This is a genomic window from Streptomyces sp. 11-1-2 (assembly GCF_003595545.1).
GTDB classification, from domain to species: domain Bacteria; phylum Actinomycetota; class Actinomycetes; order Streptomycetales; family Streptomycetaceae; genus Streptomyces; species Streptomyces hygroscopicus_B.
In genome coordinates this window covers 7698529-7712262 of record NZ_CP022545.1, presented here as the reverse complement: position 1 = coordinate 7712262, position 13734 = coordinate 7698529, and the positions used below count along the sequence as shown (strand labels likewise).

The 13734-nt window shown below is 73.4% G+C and carries 9 protein-coding genes; 2 read left to right on the top strand and 7 right to left on the bottom strand.

Annotated elements, in window-relative coordinates; genetic code table 11:
• Positions 1-93 precede the first annotated feature (93 nt).
• Positions 94-765 (top strand): bifunctional DNA primase/polymerase, encoded by a 672-nt coding sequence (locus CGL27_RS33260; protein ID WP_059144190.1) that lies wholly within the window; start codon positions 94-96, stop codon positions 763-765.
• 179 nt (positions 766-944) lie between these two features.
• Here CGL27_RS33260 and ftsY read toward each other — a convergent pair whose 3' ends face one another.
• The 5 genes from ftsY to CGL27_RS33235 form a co-directional block, all read right to left on the bottom strand.
• On the bottom strand, positions 945-2165 hold the full coding sequence (ftsY, locus tag CGL27_RS33255) for a signal recognition particle-docking protein FtsY (protein ID WP_119991631.1): 1221 nt from the start codon (positions 2163-2165) through the stop codon (positions 945-947).
• A 35-nt stretch (positions 2166-2200) separates the two neighbouring features.
• The gene (locus tag CGL27_RS33250; RefSeq protein ID WP_119991630.1) at positions 2201-2851 is read right to left on the bottom strand and encodes a response regulator transcription factor; all 651 of its coding nucleotides are present in this window, start codon (positions 2849-2851) and stop codon (positions 2201-2203) included.
• Positions 2852-3257: 406 nt separating this feature from the next.
• Positions 3258-5390, bottom strand: a complete 2133-nt coding sequence (locus CGL27_RS33245) for an ATP-binding protein (RefSeq protein WP_237299249.1) — start codon at positions 5388-5390, stop codon at positions 3258-3260.
• A gap of 1 nt (position 5391) precedes the next feature.
• Complete coding sequence (locus CGL27_RS33240) at positions 5392-5700, bottom strand: hypothetical protein (protein WP_078643974.1); 309 nt, start codon at positions 5698-5700, stop codon at positions 5392-5394.
• A gap of 136 nt (positions 5701-5836) precedes the next feature.
• Positions 5837-6235 (bottom strand): hypothetical protein, encoded by a 399-nt coding sequence (locus tag CGL27_RS33235; RefSeq protein WP_119991629.1) that lies wholly within the window; start codon positions 6233-6235, stop codon positions 5837-5839.
• 203 nt (positions 6236-6438) lie between these two features.
• On the opposite strand from CGL27_RS33235, the gene CGL27_RS33230 reads away from it, so the two are divergent.
• The gene (locus CGL27_RS33230; protein ID WP_078643971.1) at positions 6439-7425 is read left to right on the top strand and encodes an LLM class flavin-dependent oxidoreductase; all 987 of its coding nucleotides are present in this window, start codon (positions 6439-6441) and stop codon (positions 7423-7425) included.
• 42 nt (positions 7426-7467) lie between these two features.
• On the opposite strand, the gene CGL27_RS33225 is transcribed toward CGL27_RS33230, so the two are convergent.
• Complete coding sequence (locus CGL27_RS33225; protein WP_119991628.1) at positions 7468-8886, bottom strand: sugar porter family MFS transporter; 1419 nt, start codon at positions 8884-8886, stop codon at positions 7468-7470.
• A gap of 216 nt (positions 8887-9102) precedes the next feature.
• Positions 9103-13497: an AAA family ATPase gene (locus CGL27_RS33220; protein WP_119991627.1), complete on the bottom strand. Its 4395-nt coding sequence runs from the start codon at positions 13495-13497 to the stop codon at positions 9103-9105.
• Positions 13498-13734: the final 237 nt, after the last annotated feature.

The window sequence follows — 13734 nt, the reverse complement described above, 5'->3', positions numbered from 1 at the left end:
TCGGAGCGCACTCTGCCGCGCCTCATCGACGACGGAGCGTCATCGCGACGTTCCGGCTCGTAACCATCCAGAGCGGGACCCGTTGGAGGGGGCATGGGCTTCACGATCGGCGGCAACCGGGACATGCGGTCCGGCTCACGGCGCCGCGGCCGTACGTCCGAGTCCACGACGGTGGCGGAGTACACCGGTCTGTGGGGCTGGGACGTGGTGCCGGGCGCGCGGGCGGCACGGAGCTCGGGGGGCGGCAGAAACGAATGTTCATGCGGCGACCACGGCTGTCCCTCTCCCGGCGCGCATCCGCTCTCCTTCGCCCCCGGCGTCCCGGCGGGCGCCACGCTGGACGCCGCCGCGGCCGCGTGGGAGCAGGTCCCGGGGGCGGCCGTGCTGCTGCCCGTGGGCCGCTCGTTCGACGTCCTGGAGGTCGCGGAGTACGCGGGCGGACACGCGCTGGTCCGGCTGGAGCGGATGGGGCTGCCCCTCGGCCCGGTGGCCGTCACCCCGCACGGGCGCGCCCAGTTCTTCGTCGCCCCCGGGGCCGCCGCCGAACTCCCCGAGCTGCTGTACCGCATGGGCTGGGACGACGCCGACCTCGATCTGCGCTGTCTGGGCCCCGGCGACCACATCACCGCCCCGCCCTCGGACCTCGGCGGCCTCGGACCGGTCCGCTGGCTGCGCCCGCCGACCCTCGACACCGCGGGCCGCCCGCCGCACGCCCGGCTGGTCCTTGGCACCCTCGCCTATCTGAGCCACCGGGCCGGGGCCTGAGGCAGCTCCCCCTACGCGAGCACCCGCAGCTACGCGAGCACCCGCAGCTCCCCTCTTACGCCAGTCCTACGCGAGCGCCCCGTACGCGGACGCCGTGAAAGCCGTACACGAACGCCGGACGGGCCGGGAACCAACCCCGGCCCGTCCGGCGCGATACGGGTGATCCCCCCACCACGGCCTCAGCCGCCGATCAGCGCGTCGACGAACGCCTCCGGCTCGAACGGCGCGAGATCATCCGCGCCCTCGCCCAGCCCCACCAGCTTGACCGGGACCTTCAGCTCACGCTGGACCGCGACGACGATGCCGCCCTTGGCGGTGCCGTCCAGCTTGGTCAGCACGATGCCGGTGATGTCCACGACCTCCGCGAACACCCGCGCCTGCACCAGGCCGTTCTGCCCGGTCGTGGCGTCGAGGACGAGCAGCACCTCGTCCACCGCGCCGTGCTTCTCCACGACCCGCTTGACCTTGCCCAGCTCGTCCATCAGACCGGTCTTGGTGTGCAGCCGCCCGGCGGTGTCGATCAGGACGACATCCGCGCCCTCCGCGATGCCCTCCTTCACCGCGTCGAAGGCGACCGACGCCGGGTCGCCTTCCTCCGGCCCCCGGACCGTACGGGCGCCGACCCGCTCGCCCCAGGTCTGCAGCTGATCGGCGGCGGCGGCGCGGAAGGTGTCGGCCGCGCCGAGCACCACGGACTTGCCGTCCGCGACGAGCACCCGGGCCAGCTTGCCGGTCGTGGTGGTCTTACCGGTGCCATTGACGCCGACGACCATGACGACGCCCGGCTTCTCCTCACCGTTCGCGCCCACACCGCTCTCGGTGTGCACCGAACGGTCGGCCTCGGTGCCGATGAGGCGCAGCAGCTCCTCACGCAGCAGACCGCGCAGCTCGTCGGGGCTACGAGTGCCGAGCACCTTGACGCGCTCGCGCAGCCGCTCGACCAGCTCCTCGGTCGGCGCCACACCGACGTCGGCGGTCAGCAGCGTGTCCTCGATCTCCTCCCAGGTGTCGTCGTCGAGGTGCTCCCGGGACAGCAGCGTCAGCAGCCCCTTGCCCAGAGTGGTCTGGGAGCGGGACAGCCGGGCGCGCAGCCGGACCAGCCGGCCGGCGGTCGGCTCCGGGACCTCGATCGGCGGAACCTCGGGCGGGGCGGCGGCGGGTGCCTCCGCGGCCGGGGCCTCGGTCCCCGGAAGGTCCACCTCCTCGATGGTTCTGCGTGGTTCCTCACGCGGGGTTTCGGCCTCCTCGCCGACGTGCGGTTCGGCGGGCGGCGCGGTGACGGTGGGGCTGCTGGGCGGGGGCGGGGGCAGCCGCTTCTTCTTGCGGCCGCTGATCACGAGCCCGCTGATCGCGGCGACCGCGACCACAGCGATGACTACGGCAAGGATGAGGTATTCCATAACGCCCCCCAGTATCAGCCACGAGGGGGAGCGAGTCATTCGCCTCCCAGCCCGGCCTGCCGGGCACGCACGATCGCCTGGGCGCGGTCGCGCACTTGGAGCTTGGCGAAGATCGAGCCGACGTGATTGCGCACCGTCTTGTCGGTGACCACCAGCCGCTGGGCGATCTGACGGTAGCCGAGACCGGCCGCGAGCAGGTCCAGCACCTCCCGCTCCCGGGCCGTCAGAGTCGGGAACGCCTCCTTGGCGGACGCCGAACCGGAGGCGCCGACCAGCGCGCCGAGCCGCTCGGCCATCCGCGGGCTGAAGACCGCGCCGCCGCGCGCCACGGTGTGCAGCGCCCGCAGGATCTCGTCCCGGCCCGCGCCCTTGAGCAGATAGCCGCGGGCCCCCGCGCGCACGGCGGCCAACAGGCTGTCGTCATCCTCGGACATCGTCATGACCAGCACCCGGATCTCAGGGTGATCGCACAAGATCCGCCGCGTCGCCTCCAGACCGGAGCGGCCCGGCAGCCCGAGATCCATCACCACCAGATCCGGCGCGGTGCGCACGGCCTCGGTTATCGCCCCGTCCGCGCAGGCCGCCTGGCCGACGACGGCGAACGCGTCATCGAGATTGACGGCGGCGGCCAGACCCTCACGGAAGAGGGGATGATCGTCCACCAGCAGTACCCGCCACTGCGGCACGCTATGCTCCTTCTTTTTCGAGGCTCGGTTCGCCTCCGGGGCGCCTCAGCCTCCCCAGCCACCGCTGGGAGGTACCCCCTGTCGACGGTCGACCGTGCTCGGTCGCCCACGCGGCGGAGCCGCATATCGATCGCAGCCCTCGCGCCCTGCGCGCGCTCTCCCTTTCGACAGCGACGCGCCCCTTCGGCTCGCCCCCAGCTACCGCTGGGAGGTGCCCCCGGCCGGAAGACCCAAGCGCCCGATGCGCAGGGGCATCCTTCGACTCGCCTTGGTTGCTGCTGGCAGGCACCCCCGGCCGGTAAGGCCAAGCATCCGGAAGCCCTACGGTGCCCTTCCGCTCAGCCAAGCGCCCCAAAACGGCGGCGCCCGGCCCGAAGACCCCAGCACCCGGAGGCTCCATGCCGCCCTAAGGCGCCCGACTCATCGGTCTGCTTGTCTTGAGCAGCGCCCGGCACGCCTCGTGCCCCGTGGGCTTCCGGTGCTCCTCGGGGTTGCCGTGTTCGCCCGGTCCGGCGAGCGGCAGTACCGCGTGGACCACCGTGCCGGTCGCCGATCCGGTCACCGAGCAGGAGCCGCCGATCTCCTCGGCCCGTTCGGTGACCGACGCGAGGCCGACCCCGGGCACCGCGGTCTCGCGCAGTCCGCTCCCGTCGTCGGTGACCTTGACCTCAAGGGTGTCCGGGCCCGCGGTCAGCTCGACGCTCACCTGGCGCGCCCTGGCGTGTCGTACGGCGTTGGTCAGCGACTCCGCCGCGATCCGGTACGCCGCCGTCTCGACGCCGGGCGACAGCGGAGGCAGTGCCGCGGGGAGGCTGGCGACGCTGACCCGTAGCCCGGCGACGCCCAGCCGGTGTGCCAGGTCCCGGACCGCACCGGCCAGTCCGCGCTCGGCCAGCGCGGCAGGCGCCAGGCCCGCGGTGATCCGCCGCACCTCGACCAGGGCCTCGGCGAGCGTCTCGGCGGCCTCGCACAGCTGCGGGGTGGCGGGGTGACCGGGCGGACAGGAGGTCTGCGCGATGTCCAGGCGCAGCCTTACGGCGGCCAGTTGGGGGCCGAGTCCGTCGTGGATCTCCCAGCGCAGCCGACGGCGCTCCTCTTCGCGGGCGAGCACCAGCCGCTCCCGGGCGGCCTGGGCCTCCTCGGCCAAGCGCAGCGCGGCGAGAGCGGGGGCGGCCTGGTCGGCGAGGACGGAGAGCAGTCCGCTGTCGCGTTCCGCCGGGGTGCCGGAGCCGTCGCGGGAGACCTCCAAGCGGCCGACGGTGCGGCCGTGGTGGCGTAGCACGAACGTCTGGACCGGGCCGGTCAGCGGCGCCCCCTCGGAGGCCAGCCGCCGGGGCCCGGCGCGGGTGTCGACGCTGACGGCGGCGCCCGAGACGCCGAGGTCCTCCACGGCGCTGCGGCAGATCTGCTGGGGCACCTCGCCGGGGTGCGGGGCCTGTTGCAGCCTTACGGCGAGGGCGCTCACGGCTTCGTGCGGGCGGGCCCGGGGACCGTAGAAGGCGCGCTCGACGCAGAGGGTGAGCCAGCGGGCGCTGGGCCGCAGCCCCCAGCCCAGCACCAGGGCACACCCGGCGGTGACGGTGGTGGCCCCGCTCCGTACGGAGGGGAGTCCGGCCTGGACGGCGACGACCGCGCAGACCACCACGGCCGCCAGTGAGGTGAGTACGAAGGCGCGGGCGAGGCGGTGGCTGGTGGAGCGGTCCAGCCGCCATATGCCGGTGCGGGCGACGCCGAGGCAGATCGCGGCGGCCCATACGGCGCTGCCGACGGTGCGGGCCACGATGGTGGGCACGCCCTCGCCCCACTGGGACAGGAGGAGCGAGACACAGGCCGGATAGGCGGCGGCCAGCAGCGCCCAGTCGCGCCGCTCGGCGCCGCGCGAGAGGGCCGCGCGGCAGCACAGGGCGGCGGTCACGGCCGCCGCGACGCTGCGCAGCACCCAGGGCTCGGCTTCGGCGTAGGTGTCGAGGTGGTCGAAGGCCCACTGGCCGCCCGCGGTGGCGAACGCCGGGTTGAGCACGGAGCCCACCCGGGGCTCGCTGATCAGCCACAGCCCCGAGTACCCCAGCCAGTAGCCGGACGCGCCCAGGCTGATCACCCACCACTGCCACCGCCGGCGCCCGCCCCGCGGGAACAGCCACAGCGGCAGCAGCAGCACGGTCAGCGGGCGGCAGGCCATCTTGGCGGCGGCGAGCAGCAGGGACAGCACGGCGCCCGTGGTGCCCAGGTCGGCCAGGCCCAGCAGACCGGCCGCGGCCGAGGGCAGCAGCCACAGGCCGCCGGCCACCAGCAGGACGCCGCCGTAGCGCCGGGCCTCGCGCTCGGCGAGCAGCAGCACTCCGACGCCCAGCACCGGGACGCCCACGGCGACCCGGGTCAGCACGGTGGCGCCCCGGGGGTGGGGATAGGCCAGCGCGAGCCACTGGTCGTTGACCCTCAGCATCCCGGCCACCCATCCGGCCAGGACCACCACGATCAGTGCCGATACCCCGCCCGCGGCGCGCACGGCGCGGTCCTTCGGCAGTGCGGCATGTCGCATCTCAGCCGACGGCCGGCCCGGCGGTCAGGGCGCGCGCCGCGCCGGAGCCGCCTCTGGCCCACAGCGTGACGTAGTTGTCGTTGCGGCCGGGGCGGCACTTGTACTCGTCCCACTTGTGCCGCTCGATGCCCGCCTTGCCCGCGCGCTTGCAGGCCGCGGTGGTGTCGTAGTGCCCCGCCTCCCGCCAGGCGGTGTCCTCGGAGGTGGCGGCCGGGGAGGAGGCGGTGGCGGGTGAGGCGGCCGCGGTCCACACGACGGCCCCGGCGCTCAGGCCGAGTGCGATCGCCGTGCGGATTCGGGTAGGGCGCATGGTCGTTCTCCTTGGTCTCGCCCGAGCCCTACCCGCCGCCGCGGCCGTGAAGTGCGTGGATGCCGCGCCCCACCCGAACCGGTGACCTCCTAGCACCCCCGTTCCGTATCCCGTCGGCGGCGCCGGGGCCGGATGCTCACCAGACGAGCACCAGTACGGCGACGGCGATCGTCTCGGCCTCTTCGTAAGGCAGTCCGAAGCGCATCAGGGCGAGCATGATGGGCTGCGCCGCCCAGACCTCCAGCGTGTCCAGGAAGTTGGCGAGCCGGTGTGCGTACCGGCGCACCATCGCGGTTTCGCGGGGGCTCAGCCGGCTGAGCAGCTTGGCCAGCAGCGCGCCCCCGTGGTGCAGGGCGGTCACCAGCAGCCGCTGCCGGATGAGCCGCGCGGCCTCGGGGTCCGGGGCGGCGCCGGAGAAGAGCGCGGCCTTGGCGGATTCCAGGTCCCCGGGGCCGCCCGCGGTCAGCCGGACCCGGTTGATGAGGTCGTCGATGTCGGCCGCGGTGATGAGTGATTCCCCCGTGCTGATTGTCACGCACCCCTCCTCAGTTGGCGTTGTGGGCTGCGGCCCATGGGGCGGGCCGACCCTTACGATCGGCCGCCCCGCGTCCCAGGCACATGAGTCATCCGTCCCGGCCGTGCCCGGGCGGTGGCCCGAACGGCCCATGTGGGTGGCGATTTGACGGCCCGTCAGTTACGGTCCGGCTGCCACAGCCGCGACGAAGGAGGACATCCGCCATGCCGGTCACGGTCGTACGCCTCAACCTCGTCGATCCCGACGCGACCCCGCGCAGCCTGTCCGAGCGGTACCGTGCCGCCCTCGAAATGGCGGCCTTCGCCGATGAGCGGGGCATCTCCACCCTCCAGACCGAGGAGCACCACGGCTCCCCCGACAACTGGCTGCCCGCCCCGCTGCCCTTCGCGGGCACGCTGCTGGGCGCCACCCGCCGGATCACCGTCACTCTCTCGGCGCTGATCGCGCCGCTGTACGACCCGCTGCGGCTCGCCGAGGATCTCGCCGTGCTGGATCTGGCCAGTGGCGGACGGCTGATCACGGTGGCGGGAATCGGCTACCGGCCGGAGGAGTACGCGGCCCAGGACAAGGACTGGAAGCGGCGCGGGGCGCTGCAGGACGAGGCGCTGGAGACGCTGCTCGCGGCCTGGACGGGCGAGCCCTTCGACTACCGGGGCCGCACCGTCCGGATCACCCCGCGCCCGTACACCCAGCCGCATCCGCCGCTGCTGGTCGGCGGCAGTTCACAGGCGGCGGCCCGCCGCGCGGCCCGCCTCGGCCTGCCGTTCTTCCCGAGCGCGCATCTGCCGGAGCTGGAGGCGTACTACCACGCGCGGCGGGCGGAGTACGGCACCGAGGGCTGGTGTCTGATGCCCCCGGCGGCCACCCCGCTGCTGCATCTGTCCGAGGACCCGGAACGGGCCTGGGCGCGGTACGGCACCCATCTGCTGTACGAGGCGCGCAGGTATGCCTCCTGGCAGCAGGGCACGGTGCGCTCGGCGGTGCGCTCACGGGCCGAGGACGTGGAGGCGCTGCGCCGCGAGGGCGTCTACCGCATCGTGACCCCCGAGGAGTGCGTCGCGTACGCGGCGGAGGGCGGCGAGTTGGCGAGCCTGGTGCTCCATCCGCTGTGCGGGGGGATGCCGGTCGAGGAGGGCTGGCGGTCCCTGCGGCTGTTCGCGGAACGAGTGCTGCCCCGCCTCGAGGACTGAGGCGGGGCAGTTCTCCTGTGCGAGGAGTGGGCGGCGGGGGGGTTAGCCCATCTCCTCCAACGCCTTGCCCTTGGTCTCCGGCACCCACTTGAGGATGAACGGGATCGAGAGCAGGGCGAAGGCTGTGTACATGATGTACGTGGCCGACAGGTTCCACTCCGACAGGCTCGGGAAGCTGACGGTGATGGCCCAGTTGGCGATCCACTGGGCGGAGGCGGCGACACCGAGGGCCGCGGCGCGGATCTTGTTCGGGAACATCTCGCCGAGCAGGACCCAGACCACCACACCCCACGAGAGGGCGAAGAAGAGCACGAAGGCGTGGGCGGCGATCAGCGCCAGGACGCCCTCGGCGTGCGGCAGCTTGCCGTCGACCAGGTGTGCCGAGAAGGCCCAGGCCACCAGGCCGAGCGAGACGGCCATGCCCACGGAGCCAATGAGCGCGAGCGGCCTGCGGCCGATCCGGTCGACGAAGATCATCGCGATCACGGTGCCGAGGATGTTGATGATCGACGTGGTGAAGGAGTAGAAGAACGAGCTGCTCGGGTCGACGCCGACGGACTGCCACAGCGTCGAGGAGTAGTAGAACGCCACGTTGATGCCGACGAGCTGCTGGAAGACCGAGAGCCCGATGCCGATCCAGACGATGGGCAGCAGACCGAACCGGCCGCCGAGGAGGTCCTTGAAGGTCGACTTCTCCTCACTGCGCATGGCCCGGTCGATCTCGGCGACCCGCACATCGAGGTCCACGGTCTTGCCCTCGACCTCCTCGAGGACCTGCTTGGCCTGCTCGGTCCGGCCCGCGGAGATCAGGAAGCGGGGCGACTCGGGGATGGCGAAGGACAGCAGCCCGTAGAGGACGGCGGGGATGACCATGACGCCGAGCATCCACTGCCAGGCCTCCAGACCGGCGATCTGGCCGCGCTGGTCGCCGTCGGCGAGGTTGAGGATGCCCCAGTTGACGAGCTGGGAGATGGCGATGCCGACGACGATCGCGGCCTGCTGGAACGAGGCGAGCCGACCGCGGTAGGCGGGCGGGGCGACCTCGGCGATGTAGGCCGGGCCGATCACCGAGGCCATGCCGATACCGATACCGCCGAGCACCCGCCACATCGCCAGGTCCCACAGCGAGAAGGGCAGCGCCGAGCCGACCGCGCTGATCGTGAAGAGGGCGGCGGCGATCTGCATGACGCGGATCCGGCCGATCCGGTCGGCTATCCGGCCCGCGGTGGCGGCGCCGATGGCCGAGCCGATCAGGGCGATGGCCACGACCTGGGCGAGGGCCGCGGAGCCGATGTCGTACTTGCCCCGGATGGCTTCGACCGCTCCGTTGATCACCGAGCTGTCGTAGCCGAAGAGAAAGCCACCCATCGCGGCGGCGGCGGTGATGAAGATGACATGGCCGAGGTGGTCCGGCTGGGCCTTGCGGCCCTCGGCTCCCTCTGCCTGCACGGTGGTGGACAACGTGAACTCCTGACGCCCGTCCGGCAACGCTGCCGGACGTGGGGGGACGGCTGGCCCTTCCAGCGGAGGCTGCTAAGGCGTCGACCACCACTTGAAGGTAAAAGCAACGTTGCAGAGACTATTCCTTCAAGTTTCGAAGTCAATAGAGTGTGACGAAGAAATCGTTGCAGCACGGTGACACGCGGGGGCATGTCTTGACTTCAAGTATTGAATCGGTCACCGCAAGCGCTGGCTGATGACCTTTGAGACCCCGTCACCCTGCATGGAGACGCCGTACAGCGCGTCGGCGACCTCCATCGTCCGCTTCTGGTGAGTGATCACGATCAGCTGGGAAGCCTCCTGCAGCTCCTGCATGATCCGGATCAGCCGCTGCAGATTGGTGTCGTCCAGCGCCGCCTCGACCTCGTCCATCACATAGAACGGGCTCGGCCGCGCCTTGAAGATCGACACCAGCAGGGCCACGGCGGTCAGCGAGCGCTCACCGCCCGACAGCAGCGACAGCCGCTTGACCTTCTTGCCCGGCGGCCGGGCCTCCACGTCCACGCCCGTGGTCAGCATGTTCTCGGGGTCGGTCAGCACCAGGCGCCCCTCTCCACCGGGGAACAGCCGTGAGAAGACGCCCTCGAACTCGCGCGCCGTGTCCTGGTACGCCTCCGTGAAGACCTGCTCGACCCGCTCGTCGACCTCCTTGACCACCTGCAGGAGATCGGCCCGGGTCTTCTTGAGGTCCTCCAACTGCTCGCTCAGGAACTGATGCCGCTCCTCCAGCGCCGCGAACTCCTCCAGCGCCAGCGGATTGACCTTGCCGAGTTGCTGGTACGCGCGCTCCGCGGCCTTCAGCCGCTTCTCCTGCTGCGCCCTCACATACCGCACCGGCTGGTTGCGCGGATGTTCGGGATCCTCCGGCAGCACCTCGCCCTCGGCGGGCGGGGACGGCGGGACGAGCTGGTCGGGGCCGTATTCGGCGATCAGCCCGGCCGGTTCGACCCCCAGCTCCTCCAGCGCCTTGCTCTCCAACTGCTCGATCCGCATCCGCTTCTCCGCCCCCAGCACCTCGCCCCGGTGCACCGAGTCGGTCAGCTTGTCCAGCTCGCTCTTGAGGTCGCGCCCCTGGCCGCGGGCGGTGTCCAGCTCCCGCTCGCGCTCGGCCTTGGCGCGCTCCGCGGCGTCCCGCTCCTGGCCGGCCCGTACCAGCGACACCTCCACATGGGCGAGCAGCTGGCGGGCGCCGGAGGCCACGGCGGAGGCCACCTGGGCCTCATGGCGCAGCCGGGCGCGCAACTGCTCGGCGCGGGCCCGGGCCTCGCGCTCGGCGCGCGCGCCCCGGTCGAGCGCGTCGGCCCGCCCCGCGAGCCCCTTGACGCGCTCCTCATGCGTACGGACCTGGAGCCGCGCCTCCATCTCGGTCTGCCGGGCGTTGGCGCCGTCGGCCGCGAGCCGGTCCCGTACGGAGGTGTCGGGCTCTTCCTCACCCGGTTGCTCCTCCGCCACCGCCAGCCGCTCGGCCAGCTCCTCCGCCTCCCCGGTCGCCCGCTCCAGCGCCTCCTCTGCCCTGGCGACGGCCGCGGCCGACCGCTCGGCCTCCCCGACGGCCCCGCGCGCCTGCCCGGCCAGCCGGCCCAGCGACTGCGCGACCCGCGACTTCTCCCGGTCCGCCGCGCTCCGGCGGCCCCCGAGCTCCTCGACGAGCGCCAGGCACTCGGCCCGCCGCTCCTTTGCCGCACGCTGCGCCCCGGCCAGCTCCTCGCACCGTACGGCGAGCCGCTCGAGCTGCGCCGCCGCCTCGTCGACCGACGCCTGCACCTCCAGCAGCGTGGGCGCCCCGGCCGACCCGCCCTGTGCGAAGTGCGCCCCGAGCAGATCGCCCTCGGCGGTCACGGTCGTCAACTCCGGCCGCCGAGTGAGCAGTTCCTCGGCCTCCTCCAGGGTCCCGACCACCACCATGCCGTCGAGCAACCGCCTTACGGCGGGCAGCAGCGCCGCGGGCCCGGCCACCAAATCCGCCACCCACGGGGATCCTTCGGCCGTCGCGGCCTTACCGGGCTCATCGCGGGTGGCGGCCCCCTCGGGTACGGCACCCGGCACGGTCGCCTCTCCCCCGGCGGGATGCGGCACCCGCGCGGAAACGGCGGGCGTGGCCGACCCGGACGGCCCACCGACGGCGGCGACCGTGGCACCGGGCTCCGAAGCGGGTGGGGCGCCGTCAGACGCCGTATGGGGATCGCGGCCCTCGTCCCCGGTCGCCTCCGGCCGCGTACCCGGCACCACGGGCCGGTCGGCGCCGGGCCCTGCGGACGTGCTCGCGGCACCCGTGTCACCCCGGCTCGCGGCGTCGGTGCCCGGCGCGCGTGTGCCCGGGGCAGCACCGTCCCCCGCGTCGGGCGACGCCCCCGCGGTATCGGCGACGGCCTGCGGCGCGCCCGGGCCGCCGGACCCCGACGCGGCGCCCCAGGCGTCCGCCGCGCCCGACGGTTCGCCGATCCCGCCGGGCCGAGAACCGTCATCGGAGCCGGAGGACCCGGCTACCGGACCGTCCGGGGACCGCGTGCCCGGTACGGCGGGAGCGCCGTCACCCGCGTCGGTGGACCCACCCGCCCGGCCGTTGGGCGGGGGCGCGGCGGCCGGGGAACCCGCCCCGGCCGTGGACGCTTCGGCATTCGCACCCAGCGCCCCGCCCGCTTCCGAACCGCCGGGCTCCGGCGCGCAGGGGGAGGCAGGGGAACCGGCCGCTGCCGGGGCGACGGCCGATCGCGGCGGGGCCACCTGGCCCGGCTCGCCGGGCACCGCCCCCTCGGCGCGCGTCCCCGGCACGAGGGCGGCGCCGCCCGGGGCGGGTTCACCGGAGGCGGCGCGCGGGGCGCCGGAACCGCCCGGCTCCGCGTGGTCGGGGGCGGCCGTGGTCAGGAGGAGGGCGGCGCGGCCGGCGTCGTCGGTGCGCAGGAGGCGGATCGCCTCGGCCGCCGCGCGGGGGCCGGTGACGGCGATCGCGTCGGCGGCGGCGCCCAGGGCCGCGGCGACGGGGACCTCGAAGCCCGAGGTGACGGTAAGGAGTTCGGCGGCGGGGCCCAGCAGTCCGCCGAGGCGGTCGGCGGCGGCGAGCAGGGCGCCCGTGCCGTCCTTACGGCGCAGGCCGAGAGCGAGGGCGTCATGGCGGGCGGAGGTCGCGGCGCGCTCACGCTCGGCGGCCGTCGCGGCCTCGCGGGCCGCGCTCAGCGCGGTCTCCGCCTCGGCCAGCTCGCGCTTGGCGGCCTCATGGCGCTCCGCCAGTTCCGCGTCGTCCGCGTCGAGTCCGTCGACCTCCGCCTTGAGCTGCTCGTACTCCTCCTGCGCGGCGACCGCCCGGGTCTGTGCCTCGTCGCGGGACGCGGCCAGCCGCTCGATCTCGGCGCCCGCCGAACCGGCCCGGCTACGGGCCGCGTTCACCTGGCCCTGGAGCCGGGCGAGCCCTTCGCGGCGGTCGGCGATGGCACGCGCCACGTCCTTAAGGCGGCGCTCCTCGTCGGCCAGGCCGCGTTCGAGCTCGGCCCGGTGCGCCACGGTGTCCTCCAGCGCCCGGCTCGCCGCCTCCAGGGCGGCCTCCAGCTCGGCCTCCTGCTCCCGGATGCGGGCCGCCTCGCGCTCCATGTCCTCCGGGTCGCGGCCGCGCCGCTCCTCCCCGGGAGCGGAGGTGGCGCTCTTGACCCGGGCGTCCGCCAGGCTGATCGTGCCGCGCACCCGCTCGGCGAGCTGCGAGAGCTCGTACCAGGTCTGCTGGGCGTCCCGCAGCCGGGGCGCGAGCCGCCGCACCTGCTCCTCCAGCGCCGCCTCGCGCTGCTGTGCGGTGCGCAGATCGGCCTCCGCGGCCTCCTTACGGCGCTTGAGTTCGGCCTCGTCGGCGATCTCGGCGCTCAGCGCCTCGCGCAGGGTCACCAGGTCGTCGGCGAGCAGGCGCAGCCGGGCGTCGCGCAGATCGGCCTGGATGACGGCGGCCCGCCGGGCCACCGCGGCCTGCCGGCCGAGCGGCTTGAGCTGACGGCGCAGCTCGTCGGTGAGGTCCTGGACGCGTGCGAGGTTGGCCTGCATGGCGTCCAGCTTCCGCAGCGCCTTCTCCTTGCGCTTGCGGTGCTTGAGGACGCCCGCGGCCTCCTCGATGAAGGCGCGGCGGCCGGTCGGGTCGGCGTGCAGCACCCCGTCGAGCTGGCCCTGCCCGACGATGACGTGCATCTCACGGCCGATGCCGGAGTCGGAGAGCAGCTCCTGGATGTCCAGCAGCCGGCAGGTGTCCCCATTGATCTGGTACTCGCTGCCGCCGTTGCGGAACATGATCCGCGTGATGGTGACTTCGGCGTAGTCGATGGGCAGCGCGCCATCCGCGTTGTCGATGGTGAGCGAGACCTCGGCGCGGCCGAGCGGGGGACGGCCGGTGGTCCCCGCGAAGATGACGTCCTCCATCTTCCCGCCGCGCAGGGACTTGGCACCCTGTTCGCCCATGACCCAGGAAAGGGCGTCCACGACATTGGACTTGCCCGAGCCGTTGGGGCCGACGACGCAGGTGATACCCGGCTCGAACCGGAGCGTCGTGGCGGAGGCGAAGGATTTGAACCCTCGCAGGGTCAGGCTCTTGAGATGCACGCCTTTGGACTCTACCCGTCACCCCTCTTCCGGCACCGTCCCGTGACGGTGGCGCCGCGCTCCCGTCCCGGCTTTTTCTCGGTTTCAGCAATGATCGGTTTCACCGCTGGGAGAGAGGGGCACATCAGTCGGTAAGGGTGGCTCGGAGACCACTTGGGGATACGACGAAGGGACGCCGAGGCGTCCCTTGAAGGTTCTCAAGCGGCTGACGATGCAGCCCGACCGGCCCTTGGGCTG

Coding starts and splice junctions, on each gene's coding strand:
- CGL27_RS33260 (WP_059144190.1), top strand. CDS start 94: ATGGGCTTCACGATCGGCGGCAACCGGGACATGCGGTCCGGCTCACGG.
- ftsY (WP_119991631.1), bottom strand. CDS start 2,165: ATGGAATACCTCATCCTTGCCGTAGTCATCGCTGTGGTCGCGGTCGCC.
- CGL27_RS33245 (WP_237299249.1), bottom strand. CDS start 5,390: ATGCGACATGCCGCACTGCCGAAGGACCGCGCCGTGCGCGCCGCGGGC.
- CGL27_RS33240 (WP_078643974.1), bottom strand. CDS start 5,700: ATGCGCCCTACCCGAATCCGCACGGCGATCGCACTCGGCCTGAGCGCC.
- CGL27_RS33230 (WP_078643971.1), top strand. CDS start 6,439: ATGCCGGTCACGGTCGTACGCCTCAACCTCGTCGATCCCGACGCGACC.